The sequence below is a fragment of the Brevibacterium sp. CT2-23B genome, assembly GCF_013168765.1.
Classification (GTDB): Bacteria; Actinomycetota; Actinomycetes; order Actinomycetales; family Brevibacteriaceae; genus Brevibacterium; species Brevibacterium sediminis.
This window is the reverse complement of record NZ_JABBYK010000003.1, coordinates 14079-37077: the sequence shown is the minus strand read 5'-3', so window position 1 is coordinate 37077 and position 22999 is coordinate 14079. Positions and strand designations below refer to the sequence as shown.

Below are 22999 nucleotides of genomic sequence, written 5' to 3'. Positions count from 1 at the left end.
CGACGGGCCTTGGCCGCGCTCGTTCAAGCACAAGCTTCTCGTTCAAGCGCAAACATCTCTCGTTCAAGACGGAGCGCGGCTATCGATTCGTACATGGCGCGAAAAGTGCGCTCAGCCTTGAACGAGGCAGCGGAGGCGAGTGGCCGAGCGCTGCGGTCGAGTGGCGGAGGCGAGCCGCCGGGCGACCGGCTAGGTCTGGCCGTCGCGTCGGAACACGAGCATGAGGGAGCGCATGCTCAGCACGAAGCCGCCGAAGAGCAGCACGAAGCCGAAGAACGAGTACAGGTGGATGTCCTTCGTCAGCAGCGGACCCTCATCGCTGGTGATGAGCATGATCGCTCCCACCACGGCGGCTCCGGCGAGGACGGCGACGATGAGCTGCTGAAACAGACTGGTGAGGAAGCTGCGGTCGGAGGGATTCTCGAGCACGCGCATGTTCATCGAGAACCGGCCGTGTTCGAGGTCCTCGGTGATCTTGTTGATCCGGCGCGGCATGCGGTCGATCATCGGCATCAGCTGCAGGGCCCGACGCTGCAGCTCATCGGTGATCTTCGTGCCCTTGAGCTTCGACCGCACGAGCCTGTTGCCCTCCTGCCGGGACACGGCGACGACATCGAAGTGCGGATCGATCGTCAGCAGCGCACCCTCCACGGAGGCCATCGCCCGGAATGCGGCGCTGATCGGCGCCGGCACGGAGAACCGGTGCGCGAGCACGAGATTGAACAGGTCGTCGAAGAGCTTCTGACCCTGCGCCGCACGGGTGCCGCCGCCGTAGCGCAGCAGGAGTTCGCCGACGGCTCGTTCGACCTCCCGATCGTTGAGCCCGTCGGGACGTCCGAGGAGTTCGAAGAGGGCGTCGGTGGCCCCGGCGCTGTCGTTCTGGTCGATCGAGTAGAGCATGAGTCCCAGTGAGGTCTGTGTGCCCGGATCGAGTCGGCCGACCGCACCGAAGTCGAGCAGCCCCAGCTTCCCCTCGGGAGTGATGAAGATATTGCCGGCATGCAGATCGGCGTGGAAGATCCCATCACCGATGATCTGCTCGAGCGTGGCACCCAACAGTGTGGTCGCCAACCGGGACCGCTCGGCATGACTGAGCCCGGTCAGCAGCGCCCCCGCCCGTGAGACCGGCTGTCCGGGCAGCCGATCCATGACCAGCAGGCGTTCGCCGCTGAGGCCCGGGTAGCCGTGTGGAACTGTGACGTCGAACTTCCCCGACCGTTTGAGGGAGTTCTCGATGCTGGCCATATTGTCCAGCTCGATCCGATAGTCGAGTTCCTCCTCGAGCGTGTTCGCGAAACCTGCGGCCAGTGACTGCACACCCAGATCCCTGCCCCAGGTTGTGGTTTTGTTCAGCCAACCCGCCAACCGCAGGATGATGTCGAGATCCTGAGTGACCTGATTGAGCGCCTTCGGCCGCTGCACCTTGACGATGACTTCCGTGCCGTCGAGCAGGGTCGCCTCATGGACCTGTGCCACCGAGGCGGCCGCCAGCGGCGTGGAGCCGATCCGTGCGAAAACCTCTCCGATCGGTCGACCGAGCCGCTCGGCGATGGCCGGTTCGATGACCGACCAGGGCTCGGGCGTGACCTGGGTCTGGAGGGTTTCGAGCTCACGGACGAACACCGGCGGGAGGATGTCTCTGCGGGTGGAGAGCATCTGTCCTAGCTTGACGAAGGTCACCCCCGCCTCGGCGAGGGATTCCTTGAGCGCTCGCGCGGTCTTGACGTCGCGACCAGGCGAATCCCCTCCGAAGCCGCGCAGCTGTGAGCCGAGCCCGTGCCGCACGGCGATGGACACGACCTGGGCGTAGCGGCGGCCGCGGCGACGACGGGATTTCCACCCGAAGAACAGCGACTGAGGGCTCGGCAGGGACCCGGTCGGGAAGGCCGCTTCGAGCATGACGAGGGCACCGACGCCCAGAGCGAAGATCCAACCGAGGGCGAGCACCATGAACAGCACCGCCACTCCGGGGGAGACGTCGAGCCCGTCGACGTTCTGCCCGGTGCCGGCCCGGTAGAGGTACTGGACGGTCACGGCCACGACGGCGCTCATGACGAGACCGACGGCCAGAGTGCGTGGCCAGCCGGTGGGGACGCCGACGACGCGACGGACCACGGTGGCGGCGAACCATGACTGGAGGAAGAGGAAGACGAGTGCGGCGAGGCTCACCAGCACATATCCGCCGACGTCCAATGCTTCCATCGATGACTCTCCTGATCCTGTTCGGACTCTCAGCTGTGGGCCGGCCGCTGTGGGCCTTCAGCTTCGGGCTGTCAGCCGAACATCGTCGATTCGGTCATCTCCAGCCTAGTCCGTCGAGTCAGTCCGTGCGCGGCGGATCGAGGCGCCTCCGCCTTCCGGGCAGGCCTACCTGACGGGCCCAGATGAGGATCCACACTGCACCGAGGAAGGCGAGCAGTCCCGGGAAGAGCACCCCGAAGCGCAGGGTGGTCACGGTGATGATGAGGGACAGCAGCGTCGGCCCGCCGAGCTTGCCGCCGTTGTTGAAGATCGCCCAGATGCCGAGGAACCGCGGCCGTCCGACCGCGGGGGAGAGGTCCGCTCCGATCGTCATGTTCACACCCGCGCCGAGGCCGTTGCCGAAGGCCATGACCGCGGCGGCGATGACCATCCCGGCGAGATCCGGTTTCGCGACCATGATGACGAACCCGGTGCCGAAGATGGACAGACACGCGACGAGCGTTGCGACCCGGCCGAGATGATCCTTGATGTACGCGCCGAGGAACATGACGATGAGTTCGAGTCCGGCGCCGAAGGCTATGATCAGCGAGATCGACGACTTGTGCAGACCGATCTCGACGCCCCACAGCTGGACGACGACCGGCTGGGCGGCGCGGGCGGCCGCCAGCGCGATGATCGTGACGCCGGTGAGGATGACCGATTTCCACCGCACGTCCAGCGGCGGCCGGCGATCCTTCTTCCTCCGCCGAGGAGGGGCTACGTCACCGTGTGCCGGATCGTTCGCCTCGGTGGGGTGGGCCGCCTCGGTGGGTGAGGGATCGTCCGCACATGAAGTCGGGGCCGCCTCGGGGCGGTGGGGATAGTCGTCGAAGCCGGGGATCTGGGCGATCGGCAGGGTCATGATCGCGATCGCGGCGACGGCGGTGAGGCCGGAGAAGACGAACACGGACCAAATCGGGAAGACGAGCATGAGGCCGGCGCCGATCATCGGCCCGACGAGGTTGCCGACCCGCTGCGTGCCGCCGAGCGCAGTCATCGCCTTCGCGAGGTCGGCCGGCGGCATCACCTCGGCGACGACGGCCTGTCTGGCCAGGCTCCACACATCGGAGACCGGGCCGAAGACCATGAGCGCGACCGTGTAGACGAGCAGCGAATACGGCGAATCCCAGATGAAGGCGGTGACGATGGAACCGAGCACGATGATCGCCGCGCACGTGGCCACGAACATGGCCCGGAAATCGCCGAGGCGGTCGATGAGGATCCCGGCCGGCACCGTGGCCATGAGCGACACGGCCCCCATGATGCCGACGATGGCTGCGGCAAACGCCTGCGTCGAGCCCAGCGAGAGCGCCCCGAGCACGAGGATCGGCATGATCGCACCCAGGCCGACGGCGAAGAGGGCGAACGGCACGAGCACCGGCCACAGGATGGGTTTGAGCACGTGGCAAGTTTAGTTGAGGCGGGGCCGAGGCGTTCGCGGAGTCCGAGGTGAGAGCGGCTGCGGGTATGCGGAAAACCGGGCGGGCCGGTTCGGCGGGTGTTCGGCCAGCGCAGCGGGGTGCCGGAGTCGGCCGGACGGCCATAGAATGTGCGAGCACTCAATCCGACCGGTGAGGATCCCATGACCGCACAGCACTCAGCCGCACCACGGTTCCGCCTCAGTCCGATGCGTCCGCGCGATCCGGGTGAAGAGGGGCGGGCAGCCAGCACGCTCGAACTCTTCTTCGACCTCGTCTTCGTCATCGCCGTCTCGATCGCGTCCTCACACCTGCATGACACGATCACGGAGGGCCGCCTCGGCGATGGGGTGGTCAACTACCTGGTCGTGTTCTTCGGGATCTGGTGGGCGTGGATGAACTTCACGTGGTTCGCGACCTCCTTCGACACCGACGACTGGCTCTACCGAGTGCTCACGATCGTGCAGATGGGCGGGGTCCTCATCCTCGCCGCCGGCATCGGCCCCGTCTTCGAGAACGAGGACTACCGGCTGCTCATCGGCGGCTACGTGCTCATGCGCATCATCATGATCTCCCAATGGCTGCGGGCCTCTCGCGGTGCCGGGGCCGCACGGTGGACGACGATCATCTACGCGGCCGGTATCGGCCTGGCCCAGATCCTGTGGGTGATGTGGCTGGCCATCGACGACTCCATGATCCGGTCCGTGGGCCTCGTGGTGCTCATCCTCGCCGAGGTGGCTGTGCCGGTCATCGCCGAAGCCCGCGGCAAGACTCCGTGGCACCCGCACCACATCACCGAACGCTATGGCTGCTTCACGATCATCGTCCTCGGCGAGAGCCTCCTGGCCTCGGCGAACACCGTCTTCGACGCGTTGGGCGAAGTCGAGGATATCGTCCCGCTGATCTCACTGGGCGTCCTCTGCCTCATCGTCACTGCGGCGATGTGGTGGATCTACTTCTGGCCGCCGCATCACCGGGCGATCGGCAGCCTCGGCGGATCGCTCAGATACGGCTACGGCCACTACTTCATCTTCGCCGCCGCCGGTGCGTTCTCGGCCGGGGTCGGCGTGGAGGCCGATTCCCAGCTCGGTGCCAGCGCTCTGAATCCGGTGCTGGCGACGTTCACGGTCTCAGTGCCGATCGTGGTGTTCGTCCTCGGGGTATGGGTGGTCGCCATCCGCGCCAACGCCAATGCCGTCGTCAACACCGTCGTCCCGGCCTGCGCACTGCTCGTCCTCCTCGACCCGATCATCCCGGTCCCGACTTTCCTCACCACATTCTTCATGGTCATCATCGTCATCACCCTCGTCGTGTTCCCTCCGCTCGATGACAACGGCAGGACCGGCGCCGAGGCGGTCGTGCGGTGATCGTGCTCCGCTGACGGGTGCGCGCGGGCCGGGGGAGGAGTTCGCGCGGGCCGGGGGAGGAGTTCGCGCGACCACGTGCAACAGAACGGGAGTGCCGGTCCGATCTGCGCCCTCGTCAGAACGGCAGACCGTGATAGCGGTCGATGTGCCTCTGTTTGGCGTGGTCGACCCGACGTGACATCTCCGCGGAGTCGACCTGCACGTGCAGGGCCCGGACGCGGCGACGCTCAATGAGCCACAGCGCCAGGCGCAGGACCAGACCCTCGAGGCCGGATGCCCTGGCGCGGGTGTCCTCGCCGCTGTCGACGACGAACTCCCTGGTCACGGTGATGGTGCGTTCGACGATGCGGCGCTGGTGAGATGCCCTGCCGTCGGCAGTGCCGATGCCGTTCAGGGGAGGGCGGATGGGTGCGGTGAGCGTGCTCATGATGGGGTTTCCTCTCCATCGGTCAGGGGGAAGGCGTAGAACTGGATCTGCACCGGGCGGGAGCCCGGATCATTGCGGCCGCGATACTTGTTGATGAAGGCCATGGTGGTTCTCTCGTACTCGGCGGCGATCTCGGCGAGCTGTTCCTTGGTCAGGCGCAGATTGCTCGTCTCGCTGACCGCGGCTTCGATCCACGACTTCGGCATCCGCTGGCCGTCATAGGCGGCATCGATGAAGTGTTCGAAGTTGCGCTGCGCATTGCGCACGAACTCTCGGTTGACGTAGGACGAGGCGGTCCGTGCCGACGGGTCGAGGTCGCGTTCGGGGCCCGGCACCTTCATGGCCCCGGGAATCCTCTCCCACCACTTCTCTCGCCCGCTCCGTTCGCCCTCGACCTCGCGGATGAGCTGGTGCCGAGCGAGCTGACGCAGGTGGTAGCTCGTTGCCCCGGATGATTCGCCGAGGCGCTTGGCCAGGCCCGTCGCCGTCTGCGGGCCCTGCGTCGACAGCGCGTCGTAGATCGCCATCCGCAGGGGATGGGCCAGGCCCTTGAGGGCCGAGGTGCTGATCTCGCGGACGCCGTCGGGGTGGGTGATCTCGTGAGTGGCGTCGTGTCCGGTGTCCTCGCTCATAATGCAAAGATACGCCTGCAAAGAAATCTTTGCAATACTTTCTTTGGATTGTGTTCAGGTCATCGGCTGAGGCCTCGACGCGGCCAGGTCGATCGGGCTGAACGCCGGAGCCCGGCGCAGATGTGCCGGAGTCCGGTGCGGATATGCCGGGCTCCCTATCGGTTCGAGGTCGCACGTAACGCGGCCCTATCGGTTCGTCGCTGAAAGTGGCACGCTGGAGTCATGGTCTCTCAGAGCGTCGTCCCATTTCACAGTGTCGTCCCGCCCTACCTTCTCGATGCGATCGCCGAGCGCGGCACCGAGCGATTCCCGAAGGCCGCGGCCGCCGCGGCAAGCTGCCGGATGTCCGATGAGAGCTGCCGGAACCTGCGCCTGGCCGGGCTGCGCTATACCCCACCGGCCGATCTCGGCAGAGACGAATCCGCGCTCGCCGCACCCGCTCCTGCAGGACTGCAGCGTCTCGTCCACGATGCTCAGAACACCGAGGTGCTGCCCGGCGAACTCGTCCGCTCCGAGGGCGAAGAGCCCGTCGACGATGAGCCGGTCAACGAAGCCTATGACGGGCTCGGTGCTTCGTATGCTCTGTTCTCCGAGGTGTTCGGACGCGATTCGCTCGACGGCGCGGGAATGCCGCTCATGGCCAGCGTCCACTACGGCAAGGACTACGACAACGCCTTCTTCGACGGCCGCCTCATGGTCTTCGGCGACGGCGACGACGAAGTGTTCACCGGGTTCACCGGCTCGCTGTCGATCATCGGCCATGAACTCTCGCACGGCGTCATCAGCCACACCGCCGACCTCGAATACTTCGGCCAGCCGGGAGCGCTCAACGAGCACTGCGCCGATGTCTTCGGCGCCCTGACCCAACAGCACGACGCCGGGCAGAATGCCGAGGATGCCGACTGGCTCATCGGCTCCGGAATCTTCACCCCCGAGGTGACCGGTCGTGCCCTGCGCTCCATGATCGAACCCGGCACGGCTTATGACGACGACGTCCTCGGCAAGGACCCGCAGCCTGCGCATATGGATGACTTCGTCACCACCGATTCCGACAACGGCGGGGTCCACCTCAACTCCGGGATCCCGAACCGGGCCTTCGCGCTCGCCGCCATCGCCGTGGGCGGCCCGGCCTGGGAAAGCGTCGGACAGGTCTGGTACTCCGTCCTCACAGGGGCCGAGATCACGCAGCGCACCGAATTCGCGGAGTTCGCAGAGCTCACCATCGCCGAGGCGGCCGACCAGTTCGGAGCCGGATCCGACGTTCACGATGCGATCGTGTCCGGATGGGAAACCGTGGGCATCTCCCACGCCGGTTCGGCCCGTGGAAACCAGGGGAGCAGCTGGTGAACGAGCAGCCTGCCGATGGGTTCGGGCATCTGCTCGTGGAACGCTCGGGCGGGATCGGCGGGATGCTGCTCGTCTGGGAAGTCGACATCGACGCAAGCACCCGACGCGATGACCTCGGTCCGCGCATCGCCGAACTTCCCTGGTCCGACAGCGGGCAGAAGGATGATTCGCCGCAGACGACGGGGGCCGACCGATTCGCCTACCTCATCGAGAGCCGGTACGGGCGAGTCCGCTTCGGCGAGTCTCAGATGCCGCCGGAGTGGAAGCAGCTGGTCGATGACGTCCGGGAAGTCGCCGAACCGCAGAGGCGGCAACCCGGCTGACCCTTATGCTGGAGGTCATGACCGACACCAACCATGACCCGGGCAGCGACGCTCGGACGACGGCCGAGAAGAACGAACGCGACCTCGAAGCCGGGGTCCACACCGACCTCAGGGAGTCGATGACATACGGGTCGTATCTCGACCTCGACCGGCTCCTCGGAGCCCAGCATCCAGTCAGCAGTCCCGAACACCACGACGAGCTGCTCTTCATCATCCAGCACCAGACCACGGAGCTGTGGTTCCGGCTCGTCATCCACGAACTCCTCGACGCCCGGCGCCTCATCGCCGCCGATGAGCTGCAGACCGCGCTCAAGCGCATCGCCCGCGTCAAACACATCCAGAAGACCCTGACCGAGCAGTGGTCTGTCCTCGCGACGCTGACGCCGAGCGAATATGTCGGGTTCCGCGATCAGCTCGGCCGTGCTTCCGGCTTCCAGTCCTGGCAGTACCGGGCCGTGGAGTTCCTGCTCGGCAACAAGAATCGGGCCATGCTCCCGGTCTTCGACGGTGAGCCCGAGGCGCGTGCGGCCCTGGAGCAGTACCTCGAGGAACCGAGCATCTACGACGAGTTCCTCGCCTGCCTGGCCCGGCGCGGTCTTCCGGTGCCGCAGCGGCTCCTCGACCGAGACAAATCGGTCGCCCATACCTTCGATGAGGAACTGTCCGATGTCTTCCGCATCATCTACGAGAACCCGCAGAAGTACTGGCAGGAATACGAGAGCTGCGAAGAGCTCGTCGATCTCGAGGAGAACTTCCAGATCTGGCGCTACCGACACATGCGCACCGTGTTGCGGATCATCGGCATGAAACGCGGTACGGGCGGTTCGAGCGGAGTCGGATTCCTGCAGAAGGCGCTCGATCTCACGTTCTTCCCCGAGCTCTTCGACATCCGCACCGGAATCGAGAACGGCCCCGGAATCAGCCCCGAAGGGATCTGAGAAGCACCTTCAGCCGAGCAGCAGGTTCCTCACCTGCGGGAAGAACGGGGAGTCTGGGTCGATGACATCGGCATGGTTCGCGCCCGGCAGCTCGGTCAGGGCGGCGGGGAAGACACGGGAGAATTCGACGTTGACGGTGGCATCGGCATCCCCGTGGATCGAATGCACGTCGACGCGTGCCGGGATGAGGGCGGCCCGTGAGCGCGGATCGTGGCGCAGGTAGGCTTCCAGATCGTGCTCGGGCCGTACGCCCATATAGTCGAGGACTGCTCCATCGCCGAGGTTGTCCTCGACTTCCCGCAGCAGATCGGTCACCGGTGCCAGAGGACGCAGACGGATCCGCGGACCCCCGTCGGGCAGGTGCGAAGCCCAGGCGAGGACGAGGCAGCCACCGGCCGAATGGCCCGAGACGATGATATTGCCCTGTGCTCGTTCGCTCACGCCCCAGCGCGGCAGTTCGGCACACACCGATTCGATGGCCGCGGTGACATCGTCGAGCAGGAGCGGCTGCCCGCCGAGTCTGCGGTACTCGACGGAAGCGACGAGCACTCCCGACTCGGCCAGTGCCCGAGCCAACGGTCGGGCATGGGACAGATCGGTGCGGGGGCGGAAGTAGCCTCCGTGGACGAAGATGACCGTCGCCGAGGCGGTCGCCGGGTCACCATAGACCTCGACGAACTGCTCGGGGGAGTCCCCGTAGGCGTGCCGGAAGGACGGAGCCACGTCGGTCCCGGCGGCGGCGAGTTCGGGAATGCGCACGGACTCGACGCTCATCCTTCGGTACCCCGAGGTGCGTTCACCTCACCGGTTCCACCTGTGTGAGTTTCGCCCGAGCCGGTCCGGTCGGCAGCGCCCGCTTCGCCGGCGGCGCCTGTCTCACCGTTCTCCCGGGCGCGATCGACCTCACGCGAGCGTTCGACGAGGTCGCGGACGCGGGTGAGCTCCGCCAGCTTCGGGTCCAGAGTGTCGCCTGAGGACTGCCCGCGCAGCCGGCGACCGACCCACGGGGCCAGGTACTCACGGGCCCACCGCGACTCCTCGCTCATCACCTCGCGGATCGCCCGCGTCGGACGAGCGGGAACGCCGAAGCCCTTCACCGGCAGGGAGCGGCCGCTCTCCAGGGTCGCCAGAGCCTGCTCGGCGACGAGATGGTGGCCCTTCGTCGACAGGTGGATGCGGTCGTCGGCCCACATCTCCGCGGCGTAGAGCGAACGCAGCCCCCACAGGTCGACCATATGGCAGCCGTGCCGCTGCGCGATCGACCACAGGTGGGCGTTGTAGATTCCCACGCGCGGACGCACCGCACGGATGAGCGGGGTGCTGAACTCGGTATCGAAGCCGTTGCACATGAGCACCTCGATGCCGGCCTCACGCATCGCGATCACGGCGCGTTCGAACTTCGCGGCCAGGGCATCGATATCGGCCTTCGGACGCAGGCAGTCATTGCCGCCGGCGCACAGGCTCACGAGGTCCGGCTTCATCTCGAGCACCTGCGGCACCTGGTCATCGACGATGCGGTCGAGCAGACGACCTCGGATGGCCAGATTGGCATAGGACAAGTCCGTGCTGCCCACCGACGATTCGGTGAGCATGAGCGCGAGCCGGTCGGTCCAGCCGCGGTACCGATCCTCGACCCGTGGGTCGGGATCCATCAGACCCTCACTGAACGAGTCTCCGATTGCGACGTATGAGGTGATCGGCTCAAGCATCAGGGATCCTTCTCTCTTCGTGCGATTCATCCAGACTATACGCCGGGACTGACACGGACCCGTCCGCCCCAGAACTACCTGACGGCGGCCCAGCAACCTCGCGCGAGGTTGCTGGGCCGCCGTCAGGTAGTAATTGGGAGGGGAAGAGGGCGGGAACTCGCCTTGGCGGAGGTCGTGCGCAAACGCGGCGAAGGGCCCCGAGGTCACCGAGTGGAATCATCGAGTGGCGTAGACTCGACACCGCAGCCCGACGTCGTCGCCGACCCCCTCGCTAGGAGCAGAATGTATCGGTCAGTCCCGGTCCCCGCAGCCACAGATTTCGTCATCACGAACGCGCGGATCGTGCCCGTGGCCGATGCCTCCGGGAACCGCGCCGAGGCGATCGAAACCGGCACGCTGACGGTCAGGGACGGCCGCATCACCGAGGTGGCCCCCGGCTCCGTCGACACGTCCTCCCTCCCAGCGGACACCGAGGTCATCGATGCCGGTGGACGCTGGGTCCTGCCCGGTTTCATCGAAGCCCACGGCCACCTCGGCGTCCATGAGGACGGTGAAGGCTGGTCCGGTGACGATACGAACGAGATGACCGATCCCAACGGGGCGGGCCTGCGCGCGCTCGACAGCATCGATCCCACCGATCTCGGATTCAAGGATGCCCTGCGTGGGGGTGTCACCTCGGCGCTCATCAAACCCGGTTCCGGCAATCCCATCGGCGGTCGCACCGCTTTCCTCAAGACCTGGGGTCGGATCGTCGACGAGATGCTCGTGACGCAGGATCTGTCCGTGAAGTCCGCACTCGGCGAGAACCCGAAACGCGTATACGGAGAGAAGAAGGTCACCCCATCAACGAGGATGGGCACCGTCAAGATCATCCGCGACGCCTTCGTCGAAGCGCGGAACTACCAGGCCAAACGTGCGCAAGCCGACGCCGATGGCACCCCGTTCGACCGCGACCTGGTCAAGGAGACCCTGGCCGACGTCCTCGACGGCAAGCTCGCATGGGACCAGCACTGCCACCGCGCCGACGATATCGCCACCGCCATCCGCCTGTCCGAGGAATTCGGCTACCGCCTCGTCATCAACCACGGGACCGAAGGCCACAAGATCGCCGATTTCATCGCCGCCAAGGGCATCGACGTCATCCTCGGCCCCCTGATGACCTCCCGATCGAAGGTCGAACTGCGCGACCGCACCCTGGCCACCGCGGCCTCCCTCGCCGAGGCGGGAGTGCGCATCGCGCTGACCACCGACCATCCGGTCATCCCGATCAACTTCCTCATCCACGAAGCCTCCCTGGCCGTGAAGGAAGGACTCGACCCGACCGTCGCGATCGAAGCGCTGACGATCAACCCGGCCGCGATCTTCGGCCTCGACGACCGCCTCGGTTCCCTGGCTGTGGGCCGCGACGCCGATATCGTCATCTGGTCCGGCGATCCGCTCGATCTGAACTCCCGCGCCGAGACCGTCTTCGTCTCCGGCCGTCGCGTCTTCGACTACGACGCCGCCTCAGGAACCGCGTACATCGCCGACCCACTCGGCCCGACACTCATCAGCGAGCCGTGAGCGACAGAGAACTCGAAGACGCCACCACCACCGAGGTTCGGGTCGAGGATCCGGCCGAGCCGGGCCCTGTCCGAGGTTCGTCCCCGGCCCCGACCTCCGGCGGCAACCCGGAGGCCGGATCCCAGGCCCTGCGCGAACTGCTCGAACGCACCCGCCTGCAGCGGCTAGCCGAACTGCGGGACTCCTCACCGGAACCCCAGCCTGAAGATCTCGCCAAGGCCGCTGCGGCGAAGGCGGCGAAGGCCGAGCGCAGCGGCGGGCGGTCGAAGTCCCGCACCGACCACCTCGGTGCGTCTCAGCGCATCGCCCAGAAGGTCGCCCGGCGTACCGTCGGCAAACTCGTCTCCGGTACGACGGAGAACACGCAGCCGGTGCCGATCGTCACCGCGCTCAAGGGCACCCCGTACCAGGCGCCCGTCCAGGCGAACGAGCCGAGCGAAGACGAAGCCCGGATGATCCTCGACCTCGCCGCCGATATCGCGGCGATGATGATGCGCGCCGGTGCCGGCACGAGCGATGTCGAGGTCTCCGTCATCGCCGCGTGCACCGCGTGCGGTCTGGCCACCGTCGAGGTCGATCTGACATCGAACACGCTCGTCGTGCACTATTCGACTTCGGACGGACGTCTGCTGACGGTGATGCGGGTCAACCGCGGTGAGTCCACGCATTTCGCGAAGCTCGCCTCTGTGCACAAGCTCGTCACCGACCTCGTCGACGGGCGTTTGGAATTCCATGAGGCACGCAGTCGTCTCGACGCGATACGCACGCAGCGGCGACCGTTCCCCGAATGGTTCACCACTGGTGCCTGGGGCTTCATGGTCGGTGCCCTCGTCCTGCTGCTCGGGGGAGGCCCGATCGCGATTCCCCTGGGCATCACGATGGCGATCGTCGTTTTCCAGTTCGGCAAACTGCTCGGACGCACCCACCTGCCGTCGTTCTTCATCACGGCGCTGCAGGCCGCCTCGGCGACTCTCATCGCCACCATCGCCGGCGACGTCGGTATCATCGCCTCACCGCAGTACCTCGTGGCTGCCGGAATCGTCCTGCTGCTGCCGACGCAGTCGCTGTATTCGGCGGTTCAGGATGCGCTGACGAACTTCCCGCTGACCGCCGCCGGGCGGGTGGTCGGGGTGTTCATGACCCTGGCCGGCATCGTCTCCGGAATCGCCCTGGGAATCGTGTGCGGTCAGGCCATCGGGCTCAGCCACATCGAGGTGCTCGTGCCGAAGACGAGCCCGCATGTGGTCACGGCGATCTTGTCGATGGTCGCGGCGTCCGTGGTGGCGATGTCCGGTGCGGTGGCCATGTCGGCCAGGCGCCGATTCATCCTGCCGGCGGCGCTCGTCGGCCTCGCTTCGCACATCACGATGATGTCGCTGACGCTGTTGGACATCGACAATGTGCTTGCCAGTCTGCTGGCGGCCACCGTCACCGGTTTCCTGTCGCGGCCGCTGGCGCTGCGGCTGGGAGCGCCGGCGATCGTGCTGATGATTCCCGGCATCTACACCCTGCTGCAGGGGCTGTCGATCTTCACCGCTGTCTATCAGATCGCGTCGGAATCGGAGAACGTCTCCTTCGCTGTGGGTCTGTCCTCGCTGTTCACCGCGATCCTGGCGAATGCGGCGCTCGCTGTCGGCGCTGTGCTCGGCAGCTATCTGGCGCTGCCGCTGAAGAACCTCAAGAGTCAGAGCTCGGCTGAGGAGAAGGTCGAAGAGGTGCGCAGCGGCGAGACGTCGACCTCTGTCATCGAACCGGTGCAGCCCGGTGGCGCGAAGACCCAGTCGAGTGGGACCGGAGGACCGAAGGCTCAGTCGAGCGGGGCCGGGGTAGAGAAGGCTCAATCGGGCGAGACCGGAGAAGCGGACGCCTCGGACGAGGCCGATACCGGTCCGATTCAGATCTGATCCGGGCTCAGATCGGGTCCCGGACTCAGACCTGATCCGGCAGGGCCCAGTCGATCGGGTCGATGCCCTTCTGGGCGAGCAATTCATTCGTGCGCGAGAACGGTCGGGAACCGAGGAATCCCCGCCGTGCCGACAGAGGTGAGGGATGCGCGGATTCGATGATGGCCACCTCGGCGGTTCCTGATGTCAACAGGGGAGCGAGGTTCCGGGCGTCGCGGCCCCAGAGGATCGCAACAAGCGGCTGATCGCGTTCGATCAGCGCGGTGATTGCCCGTTCCGTGATCTCCTCCCAGCCTTTGCCGCGGTGGGAGGCGGGTTCGCCGGGGGAGACGGTGAGGGCGCGGTTGAGCAGCATGACTCCCTGGCGTGACCAGGCGCGCAGGTCCCCGTGCGCGGCCGGCGGAATCCCGAGGTCGGACTCGAGTTCCTTGTAGATGTTGCCCAGCGACCGCGGCAGGGGACGGACATCGGGGTCGACGGCGAATGACAGGCCGATGGCGTGGCCGGGCGTCGGATAAGGGTCCTGGCCGACGATGAGTACCTTGACCTCGGACAGCGGTTCGGCGAAGGCGCGGAAGACGAAGTCCCCGGAGGGCAGGTAGGCGCGACCGGCGGCGATCTCGTCGCGGAGGAAGTCGCCCATCGAGTGGATGCGCTCTTCCACTCCGGTCAGGGCGTTCGCCCAATCGGGGGACATGATCTCTGTCAGCGGGGGCGTCGACGTCATGGGCACGAGTGTAGCGATGCTCGGCGGACGAGGTCGCGCTGGGACAGTGGCGTCAGCTGCCAAGGAATGGACGGAGCAGGAACGGCGGTGCTGTCGCCAGCGGAGGGAAGCGGGGGCGGGAAGACGCCACGGACGTCATTGTTGGGTCGATCCACGGTGGTTTCCTCACCGATATCACCGTGGATCGACCCAACAATCCTCCATTCACCGCGCAGACGCGGGAAGGGCGAGCTTTGCGAACACCGGCACCGCCTCGGGAGAGGCGGACGATAACGTCGGCACCGTCTCGGCGAGGGTGGGAATCGACCTGCGCGCATGTGCACGGAGCGCAGATCGGGTGTGCGCGATCGCCTACCGAACCGGTGTATTGCCGTTCAGCGCCACGCGTTATGCTCGGCCTAAGGAGTTCATCGTTGAACGAAAGGACCGAAATGTCGGAATTCCCAGAGGCCAAGAACTGGAAGATGCTCATCGGCGGAGAATGGGTCGATGCCGCTGACGGCGACACCACCGATGTCATCACCCCGATCGACCGCAACGTCGTCATCGCCAAGGTGCCCAACGGCAAAGAGGCCGACGCCGACCGTGCCGTCCAGGCCGCACGGAAGGCCTTCCCCGAGTGGGCGGCCCTGCCGTTCAAGGAACGCCAGAAGAAGCTTCTGGCCTGCGCCGATGCGCTCGAAGCCGCCTCGGAGGAACTCGCCCAGCTGACTGCTCTCGACACCGGCAACGCGATCCGCACCCAGGCTCGCCCGGAGACGATCACCCTGGCCGACCTGTTCCGCTACATGGGCGGCGTCGCCGGTGAGGTCAAGGGCAACACCCTGCCCGCCGGAGACAAGCAGCTCCAGTACACCAAGCGTGTGCCGCTGGGTGTCGTCGCCGGCATTCTGCCGTGGAACTCGCCGCTGATGATCGCCGCCTTCAAGACCCCCGCCGCGATCGCCGCCGGCAACACGATCGTCCTAAAATGCGCCGAGGATGCACCGCTGACCATCCTCAAGATGGCCGAGATCATCGCCGACATCCTGCCCGCCGGTGTGCTCAACGTCGTCACCGGCAAGGGCTCGGTCATCGGTGAGGCCCTCAACGTCCACCCCGACGTCGACAAGGTCTCGTTCACCGGATCGACGAGCGTCGGCCGTCACGTCGCCGAGGTGGCCGGTGGCCGTCTCGCGCATTCGTCGATGGAACTCGGCGGCAAGTCCCCGAACATCATCTTCCCGGATTCGAACGACGACGACACCCTCGAGCAGGTGCTGCTGTCGACCCGCTTCGCCCGCCAGGGCCAGTCGTGCACCATGGGGTCGCGTCTGTTCCTCCACGAGGACATCTACGACGATTTCCTGTCCAAGCTCGTCGACGCGGTGTCGAAGATGAAGGTCGGCGACCCCCGCGATGAGTCCACCGACATCGGCTGCATCATCAACGAGAAGCAGTACGACCAGGTCGCCAGCTACATCGAGATGGGCAAGTCGATGGACGGCGTCGAGATCGCCTACGACGGCTCCGATTCGCTGGAAGTCGGCGAACCCGGCTTCTACCACGCTCCCGTGATCTTCTCGAAGGCGAAGAACGACTGGCAGACCAGCCGTGAAGAGATCTTCGGCCCCGTCCTCTCGGTCATCCCGTGGAAGGACATCGACGAGGTCATCGACATGGCCAACGACTCCGACTTCGGACTCGCGGCCTTCGTCTTCACCAAGGACGTCGACGCGGCCCTGACCATGGCCAACCGGATCGAATCCGGCTGGGTTCAGGTCAACCAGGGCGGCGGCCAGCTGGCCGGCCAGTCTTACGGCGGCATGAAGACCTCCGGATTCGGGCGAGAGGCATCGCTGGAAGGCATGCTCGAAGGATTCACCCAGATCAAGCAGGTCAACATCCGCATCCGCTGATCCTTTTCCCCGCCGAGGCGGCCCTGCTCTTGCGGTCGAATGTGGGGTCGATCCGATCCTCGTGATCGGGTCACCCGGTTCGCCGAGGCGGCCCCGCCTCGGCGCAGGTCGTTCCCTTCACCCCGTCGACACGGTCACCGATCCGGTGCCGTGCGGCGGGATGATGCAGTTGCCCGCGCAGCCGCCGCCGGGCATGTGCGAGTTGCCGTCCCACGAGCCGTGCCCCGGTCGGGATCGACCTCACAGCCTCGGCGGCGCGCCGGAAATTTCGGTACCGCCGATCCGGCGATAGGATAGAAGCACAGACACCTCTCGAAGGAGCACAACCTCTATGCCGCCGAACGACGACACCTCAGAACTGAGCGAGCTCGAGGTGGCCGTTTTGGAGTTCGAGCGGCGGTGGTGGAAATACGGAGGCGCCAAGGACCACGCGATCCGTGAGCGCTTCGACATGTCAGCCACCAGCTACTTCCAGATCCTCAACTCGCTTCTCGACAACCCTGCAGCTCTGGCCAGCGACCCCATGCTGGTCAAGCGCCTTCGCCGAATCCGCAGCACGCGGCAGAGCGAACGCGCCCAAGCCCGCGTCTCGAGGTAGACATGACCGACGAATTCGACGAGATCGAGCCCGGCCGGCGTAGCGGTGCCCATCGACAGGAGTCCGCGGCGTCGTCGAACATCGGTGCCATCTCGCTGGTCATCATCCTCGCCCTGGTCGCTGTCCTGCTGGTCGTGGCCGCCATCAACATCATCTTCTCTTCGATGGGCAACCCCGAGTCGAAGATCGCCGACCCTCCGGCCTCCGAATCGGCGTCGGCCGAACCCTCACCGAGTGAGAGCGAAGTCAGCGTCGCGGACGATTCGATCACCGTCGACGTGCTCAACGGCTCCGGCGTCTCCGGTGCAGCGAAGAAGTTCTCCGAGGCTGTCGAAGAGAAGGGCTGGAAGCTCGGGCAGGTCGGCAACTACTCGACGAATCTCTCTGATTCGACCGTGTACTACAACGGCGAGGAGAACGCGTCCCAGGCCAAGCTCGTCGCCAAGTCGCTGGGAGTCTCCGCCACGGAGGCCTCGTCCGACTTCGAAGCCGACATCACGGTCGTCATCTGTTCGGACATCGCCGATCGCGGACCCGAACCCAGTGGAGGCGGGGACTCGGAGTGATCCGAAGCGATTCGGCGGCGCGGCAGCGCGACTGAGTCGGCGGGATCGGTTCGGCCTCGGCCGCCTCGGCGATGAGGGCATGAGACGGCGGGGCTCCTTGGTTGCGGTCGGGTCATGGGACGGTGGGCCGCCTCGGCGAATTCCTGACCGAATGGTCTGATTTCATTTGCCGCGATCCCCGCTGTGAACAGGGCAGAAACCCTTAGGTAACGAATCTATAACAGTGTTGAACCGCTCTAGGTGGGATGCGCGCCTGCGGTAGAGTTGCAACAGCTAGGCAAGCACAGCACCTTGTGTTCTATTCGTGCTTCACCGAGATTATTCTCTAGAGGTCAATGAGAGAAGTCGCGGGGTCAGTTGAGTTTTACTAGCTTCCGTATCTCGGGTGGGGTCATCTGATCGCGGCTGCGATGCGGGATTTCAATGGCACTGCACTGTATGGAGAAGTAATGGCACAAGGTACCGTCAAGTGGTTCAACGCTGAAAAGGGCTATGGATTCATCACCCTTGAAGGCGACAACCAGGACGTGTTCGTTCACTGGAGCGCAATCCAGATGGACGGCTACCGCTCTCTCGAAGAGGGCCAGCAGGTTCAGTTCGAAGTTGGAGAAGGACAAAAGGGTCCTCAGGCGGAGTCCGTCACCCTCCTCTGAGACTGGCTGCTGTCAGCACAGTTTTCTGATCCGCTGCGGCGGGGAGTCGGAACGGCCTTCGGGCCGACCGGCACCAATCGCACGGGGGAAGCGCCGAGCAGGCAACTGCTCGGCGCTTTTCAGTGCCCGCGGGGCGCGGGGGCCGCGTCGGGTGCACCCGTGCGCTTGGACTTCGATTCAGCCCAGTGTGAGTTGAGCAGCCCATGTTGAAAACAGGGCTACTCGCCCTAAACTGGGCTGTTCGAAATCGTGGGCAATCGGGCCTGCGCCAAGCGTTTCGCGCTGGGCCGAACTGCCCGCTGCGCCTCCATCGCGCGCCGACAACTCGCGGATCTGAACTGCCCTCGCCCATCTTGGCGGGCGACAAACATTTGCACTCGCATGGGGAGAGTGCTAAATCTAGTACTGGTGAAAACCGATGGGTTCCCACCAGTCGTCTCGAGAGCGTGGTCCATATGTGGAATGGAACATGCGGACACACTCTCTGCCGTCGCGGGCGTTGACGACTGCTCTGGATTCCCACTCCACTCCATCAGGGAGGATCTAAGCCACTATGGCAAAGATGATTGCATTCGACGAAGAAGCTCGTCGAGGACTCGAAGCTGGCCTCAACCAGCTTGCGGACGCGGTCAAGGTGACCCTTGGACCCCGCGGTCGCAATGTCGTGCTCGAAAAGCAGTGGGGCGCACCTACCATCACCAACGATGGCGTCTCCATTGCCAAGGAGATCGAACTCGAGGACCCCTACGAGAAGATCGGCGCCGAGCTCGTCAAGGAAGTCGCCAAGAAGACTGATGACGTCGCAGGCGACGGAACCACCACCGCTACCGTGCTCGCACAGGCTCTCGTCCGCGAAGGTCTGCGCAACGTGGCAGCCGGTGCTGATCCGCTCAGCCTCAAGCGCGGTATCGAGAAGGCCGTTGAGGCCGTCACGAACGTCCTGCTGAACAACGCCATCGACATCGAGACCAAGGAACAGATCGCCGCTACCGCTGGCATCTCCGCCGGAGATCCCGCAATCGGTGAACTGATCGCCGAGGCCATCGACAAGGTCGGCAAGGAAGGCGTCGTCACCGTCGAGGAGTCCAACACCTTCGGACTCGAGCTCGAACTGACCGAGGGTATGCGCTTCGACAAGGGCTACATCTCCGGTTACTTCGTCACCGACACCGATCGCCAGGAAGCTGTCCTTGAGGATCCCTACATCCTCATCGTCAACTCCAAGATCTCGAACGTGAAGGACCTGTTGCCCGTCCTCGAGAAGGTCCAGCAGTCCAACAAGCCGCTGTTCATCATCGCCGAAGACGTCGAGGGCGAGGCCCTGGCCGTCCTGGTGCTGAACAAGCTCAAGGGCACCTTCAAGTCCGTGGCCGTCAAGGCTCCGGGCTTCGGTGACCGTCGCAAGGCTCAGCTCGCCGACATCGCCATCCTCACCGGTGGCCAGGTCGTGTCCGAGGAAGTCGGGCTCAAGCTCGACAGCGTGACCACCGATCTGCTGGGCACCGCCCGCAAGGTCGTCATCACCAAGGACGAGACCACCATCGTCGAGGGCGCCGGAGACGCCGAGGAGATCGCCGGACGGGTCGCTCAGATCCGCGCCGAGATCGAGAACTCGGACTCCGACTACGACCGTGAGAAGCTGCAGGAGCGTCTGGCCAAGCTGGCCGGCGGTGTTGCAGTCATCAAGGCCGGAGCCGCCACCGAGGTTGAGCTCAAGGAAACCAAGCACCGCATCGAAGATGCCGTGCGCAATGCCAAGGCTGCTGTGGAAGAGGGAATCGTCGCCGGTGGCGGCGTCTCGCTCATCCAGGCTGGCAAGGCCGCATTCGCCGACCTCGCACTCGAGGGAGACGAGGCCACCGGTGCCAACATCGTCAAGGTTGCCATCGAAGCCCCGCTGAAGCAGATCGCCACGAACGCCGGCCTCGAAGCCGGTGTGGTTGCCGACAAGGTCGCCAACCTCGAAGCCGGATTCGGTCTCAACGCCGCCACCGGTGAGTACGAGGACCTGCTGGCCGCCGGCATCAACGACCCGGTCAAGGTGACCCGCTCTGCCCTGCAGAACGCCGCCTCGATCGCCGGTCTGTTCCTCACCACCGAGTCGGTCGTCGCCGACAAGCCCGAAAAGGCCGCCGCAGGTGCAGACGCAGCTGCCGGTATGGACGGAATGGGTGGAATGGGCGGCATGGGCTTCTGATAGCCACCGCTTGTTCGATCGGCCGTGCCGGTGCCCGCAAGGGTGCCGGCACGGCCGATTTCGTGCTCGGACTCTCGGGTCCCGGCCCGACGGTCAGATCGTTCACGCGGAAGTGTCCGCTCGTCGTGCGTCGGCGACCATCATCGCCGAGGCGGCCCGCCGACCCGTTGTGACACCGCTCGGGCCCGCATAGGCTGGGTCCATGACCTTCACCGGAACCGACGCCCGCGGAAACAGTCCGAAGAACGTCTTCGTTGCAACGTTCGAGGAGAATCTCTTCAACGGCGACAGAGAAGCACTCAACGAGGTGATCGCCGACGATTGCGTGCTCCAGGTCGTTCACCCTTCCGACGTCGAAACCCACACGGGCCGAGAAGCCGTCGTCGAAGCGCTGTTGAAGTTGTCCGGCCATTCTCACGAGGTCGGCCACCTCGAAGCAGCGATCACCCACGGCAAAGCCGCGGCCGCGTGGGGATACTGGCAGGCCGAGGCCGACGGCGACGACCTGCGGCACTTCTCGCACACGATGTGGTTCACCACGCACAAAGCACAGGAGTTCGGACAGATCCGGATCTTCCAAGTCTGAGACAGTTCCGGACGTTCCCTGCCTGAGACGGTTCCGGACGTGCCCGGTCTGAGTAGGAAACGGAGTTTCCGGGCCCGAAGAGGCCCAGACCCTGCCAGACCCGGAACGTAACCTCAGTCCCAGGGATTGTCGCGGTTATGGCGGCGATGCGACCGGCGCCGGTCCCGCTCTTCCCGTCGTGAGATCTGTCCGGGAGAGTACGGCGGATGAGACGGATGCGGCGGCTGCAGGCCCGTACCGAAGTCCGCTTCAAAATCCCGCTCGGGAGGCTCACCCTCCTCGAGCTGTCGTTTGGCCTCAGCATCACCGAGCTGGGCCCGGGCTCTGCGGGTGAGCTCCTTCTTCCGGTTGCGGATGATCTCATCCTTGCGCGCGATGTGTCCCAGTCCGCCGAGCAGCGTGGGAATGATGACGAAGATCGGCCAGAAGAAGATGAACCCTCCAGAAGCGATCGACGAGATCGCCCAGATCGCCAGCACGATCCCGACCGGCCCTGCGAAAGCACCGAGCAGTGCACGACGCACCCGATCTCGGTAGTACTTCTGCGCCGCTGCATCGATCTGCTCCGGCGTGATCGGCACCCGCTCTGCCTCGAGGCGAGCCAGTGCCTGCGCACGGCCCGCATCATCGAGCTTGCCAGGCTCGACCTCGGCCGGATCGGCGAGGACGAGGTCCTCGATCAGCGCTGGGACTTCACCGAGCGTCTTGATCTTCGCAGCCGCCTCGGTGCGTTCATCGAACTCCACAACGTCGAGCTGACCGAGAGCATAACCCTCCGAGAGGACATCACTGACGACCGCGCGGTCGGCATCAGAGGCCCGGACCCGCCCATACGAGCGGGGATCTGCGCTGAACCGCGACCAGAGGGGACTGGCATTCATGGTGAATACTCTAACCCCGCGATCAGCGGTGAGACTGAGGATCAGCCGGGAATCGGGCTGGACTAAACTCGACCGAGTGGAACCCGTTGTCGTGCTCATCCTCTTCGCCGTGTTCCTCGGCGCATTGTCCCAACGCGTCACCGGGATGGGATTCGGCCTGGTCAGCGGTCCCTTCCTCGTCCTCCTCCTCGATCCGTTCAGCGGCGTCATCCTCGTCAACATCTGCGGAATCGTCGCCTCATTCTCCGTCTTCGTCCGTACCTTCGCAGAGGTGGAATGGCCGCCTTTCCGGCATCTTTCCTTGGGCGCGGTGATCGGTACCATCCCCGGCGCACTCCTGTCGTCATCGATGCCGACCCCGCCGCTGCAGATCCTCATCGGCGCACTCATCATCGTCTCCCTCATCAGTTCACTGACCTTGGGGAAGCTGGGGCGGACGATCCCCGCGAACATCGGCACACGCCTGACGGCCGGTCTCTTCTCCGGGGCGATGTCTGCCGCGGCAGGAGCCGGGGGACCGGCGGTGAGCGCCTACGCTGTGCTGACGAACTGGGAACAACGGTCGTTCGCGGCCACCCTGCAGCCTTTCCTCGTCGTCGGGACCGCCTCAGCGGTGGTGATGAAGGTGATCATCGACGGAGGGACCTGGCCTCACCTGGAGCTCGGAGTCTGGATCGGACTTGGGCTCGTCCTTGTGGCGGGCCTCGCCGGAGGCGATTGGCTCTCCCGCCATATCGACGTGGGCGCAGCGCGGATCGGGATGCTCGTCCTCGCTTTCGGAGGCGGGATCGCGGCCTTGGTCAAAGGTCTCGTGGCCCTCGTCTGAGGCGGTGGCGCACTGGCCGTCTGAGGCGGTGGCGCACTGGGCGAGCGACGGTGTTCGATGACCCGCGCGCAACGGCGTCGCGTGACCTGCATGCACCGGTCTTCGACCGCCTGGGTCTGAACCGTCATCGACGGCCGGGGACTGAGCAGATGTGGGGCACAGGCTCAGACGTCTTCCAGTTTCATCGGGCATACTGTT

21 protein-coding genes are annotated in these 22999 nt (G+C 65.4%); 13 read left to right on the top strand and 8 right to left on the bottom strand.

The window, feature by feature from the left end:
• Nucleotides 1-189 precede the first annotated feature (189 nt).
• Both HIM68_RS08780 and HIM68_RS08775 read right to left on the bottom strand, forming a co-directional pair.
• Nucleotides 190-2202, bottom strand: coding sequence for an AarF/ABC1/UbiB kinase family protein (locus HIM68_RS08780; protein WP_172171499.1), 2013 nt, complete (start codon nt 2200-2202; stop codon nt 190-192).
• A 118-nt stretch (nt 2203-2320) separates the two neighbouring features.
• The gene (locus HIM68_RS08775) at nt 2321-3643 is read right to left on the bottom strand and encodes an MFS transporter (protein WP_172171497.1); all 1323 of its coding nucleotides are present in this window, start codon (nt 3641-3643) and stop codon (nt 2321-2323) included.
• 180 nt (nt 3644-3823) lie between these two features.
• On the opposite strand from HIM68_RS08775, the gene HIM68_RS08770 reads away from it, so the two are divergent.
• Entirely contained in the window at nt 3824-5026 is a 1203-nt protein-coding gene (locus HIM68_RS08770) for a low temperature requirement protein A (RefSeq protein WP_216657047.1), read from the top strand.
• A 115-nt stretch (nt 5027-5141) separates the two neighbouring features.
• Here HIM68_RS08770 and HIM68_RS08765 read toward each other — a convergent pair whose 3' ends face one another.
• Together HIM68_RS08765 and HIM68_RS08760 are read right to left on the bottom strand one after the other, a co-directional pair.
• Entirely contained in the window at nt 5142-5453 is a 312-nt protein-coding gene (locus HIM68_RS08765; RefSeq protein ID WP_172171495.1) for a hypothetical protein, read from the bottom strand.
• Nucleotides 5450-6085, bottom strand: a complete 636-nt coding sequence (locus HIM68_RS08760) for a transcriptional regulator (protein WP_172171493.1) — start codon at nt 6083-6085, stop codon at nt 5450-5452. Before HIM68_RS08760 ends, HIM68_RS08765 begins: the two co-directional genes overlap by 4 nt.
• Before the next feature lie 222 nt (nt 6086-6307).
• On the opposite strand from HIM68_RS08760, the gene HIM68_RS08755 reads away from it, so the two are divergent.
• Genes HIM68_RS08755 through HIM68_RS08745 form a run of 3 tightly spaced genes read left to right on the top strand, consistent with a single transcriptional unit; the run spans nt 6308 to nt 8693 of the window.
• The gene (locus tag HIM68_RS08755) at nt 6308-7432 is read left to right on the top strand and encodes a M4 family metallopeptidase (RefSeq protein ID WP_172171491.1); all 1125 of its coding nucleotides are present in this window, start codon (nt 6308-6310) and stop codon (nt 7430-7432) included.
• Nucleotides 7429-7755 (top strand): protealysin inhibitor emfourin, encoded by a 327-nt coding sequence (locus HIM68_RS08750; protein ID WP_172171489.1) that lies wholly within the window; start codon nt 7429-7431, stop codon nt 7753-7755. The genes HIM68_RS08755 and HIM68_RS08750 overlap by 4 nt, the downstream gene beginning before the upstream one ends.
• A 17-nt stretch (nt 7756-7772) precedes the next feature.
• Complete coding sequence (locus HIM68_RS08745) at nt 7773-8693, top strand: tryptophan 2,3-dioxygenase (protein WP_172171487.1); 921 nt, start codon at nt 7773-7775, stop codon at nt 8691-8693.
• Nucleotides 8694-8702: 9 nt separating this feature from the next.
• On the opposite strand, the gene HIM68_RS08740 is transcribed toward HIM68_RS08745, so the two are convergent.
• Together HIM68_RS08740 and HIM68_RS08735 are read right to left on the bottom strand one after the other, a co-directional pair.
• Nucleotides 8703-9467, bottom strand: a complete 765-nt coding sequence (locus HIM68_RS08740) for an alpha/beta hydrolase (RefSeq protein ID WP_172171485.1) — start codon at nt 9465-9467, stop codon at nt 8703-8705.
• On the bottom strand, nt 9464-10402 hold the full coding sequence (locus HIM68_RS08735; RefSeq protein ID WP_139468148.1) for an SGNH/GDSL hydrolase family protein: 939 nt from the start codon (nt 10400-10402) through the stop codon (nt 9464-9466). Before HIM68_RS08735 ends, HIM68_RS08740 begins: the two co-directional genes overlap by 4 nt.
• Before the next feature lie 282 nt (nt 10403-10684).
• Here HIM68_RS08735 and HIM68_RS08730 point away from each other — a divergent pair, with 282 nt between their 5' ends.
• Together HIM68_RS08730 and HIM68_RS08725 are read left to right on the top strand one after the other, a co-directional pair.
• The gene (locus HIM68_RS08730; protein ID WP_172171483.1) at nt 10685-11965 is read left to right on the top strand and encodes an amidohydrolase; all 1281 of its coding nucleotides are present in this window, start codon (nt 10685-10687) and stop codon (nt 11963-11965) included.
• Entirely contained in the window at nt 11962-13869 is a 1908-nt protein-coding gene (locus HIM68_RS08725; protein ID WP_172171481.1) for a threonine/serine exporter family protein, read from the top strand. Before HIM68_RS08730 ends, HIM68_RS08725 begins: the two co-directional genes overlap by 4 nt.
• Nucleotides 13870-13894: 25 nt before the next feature.
• Here the strand turns inward: HIM68_RS08725 and HIM68_RS08720 are convergent, their stop codons facing one another.
• Entirely contained in the window at nt 13895-14596 is a 702-nt protein-coding gene (locus tag HIM68_RS08720) for a uracil-DNA glycosylase (protein ID WP_172171479.1), read from the bottom strand.
• Nucleotides 14597-15027: 431 nt separating this feature from the next.
• Between HIM68_RS08720 and HIM68_RS08715 the strand changes: the two genes are divergently transcribed.
• The 6 genes from HIM68_RS08715 (at nt 15028) to HIM68_RS08690 (ending at nt 21094) form a co-directional block, all read left to right on the top strand.
• Nucleotides 15028-16494, top strand: coding sequence for an aldehyde dehydrogenase family protein (locus HIM68_RS08715; protein ID WP_139468152.1), 1467 nt, complete (start codon nt 15028-15030; stop codon nt 16492-16494).
• A 331-nt stretch (nt 16495-16825) separates the two neighbouring features.
• Complete coding sequence (locus HIM68_RS08710) at nt 16826-17092, top strand: DUF3263 domain-containing protein (RefSeq protein WP_025780444.1); 267 nt, start codon at nt 16826-16828, stop codon at nt 17090-17092.
• Between the two features lie 2 nt (nt 17093-17094).
• A complete protein-coding gene (locus HIM68_RS08705; protein WP_172171477.1) occupies nt 17095-17658 on the top strand; it encodes a LytR C-terminal domain-containing protein in 564 nt (187 codons plus the stop codon).
• A 449-nt stretch (nt 17659-18107) separates the two neighbouring features.
• Nucleotides 18108-18311 (top strand): cold-shock protein, encoded by a 204-nt coding sequence (locus HIM68_RS08700; RefSeq protein WP_025780447.1) that lies wholly within the window; start codon nt 18108-18110, stop codon nt 18309-18311.
• 553 nt (nt 18312-18864) lie between these two features.
• On the top strand, nt 18865-20508 hold the full coding sequence (gene groL / locus HIM68_RS08695; protein WP_039208485.1) for a chaperonin GroEL: 1644 nt from the start codon (nt 18865-18867) through the stop codon (nt 20506-20508).
• Nucleotides 20509-20710: 202 nt separating this feature from the next.
• Nucleotides 20711-21094 carry a DUF4440 domain-containing protein gene (locus HIM68_RS08690; protein WP_172171475.1) on the top strand — a complete coding sequence of 128 codons (384 nt, stop codon included), beginning with the start codon at nt 20711-20713 and terminating at the stop codon, nt 21092-21094.
• Between the two features lie 113 nt (nt 21095-21207).
• On the opposite strand, the gene HIM68_RS08685 is transcribed toward HIM68_RS08690, so the two are convergent.
• Nucleotides 21208-21975: a DUF1707 domain-containing protein gene (locus HIM68_RS08685; RefSeq protein ID WP_172171473.1), complete on the bottom strand. Its 768-nt coding sequence runs from the start codon at nt 21973-21975 to the stop codon at nt 21208-21210.
• Between the two features lie 76 nt (nt 21976-22051).
• Between HIM68_RS08685 and HIM68_RS08680 the strand changes: the two genes are divergently transcribed.
• Entirely contained in the window at nt 22052-22801 is a 750-nt protein-coding gene (locus HIM68_RS08680) for a sulfite exporter TauE/SafE family protein (RefSeq protein ID WP_172171471.1), read from the top strand.
• Nucleotides 22802-22999 lie beyond the last annotated feature (198 nt).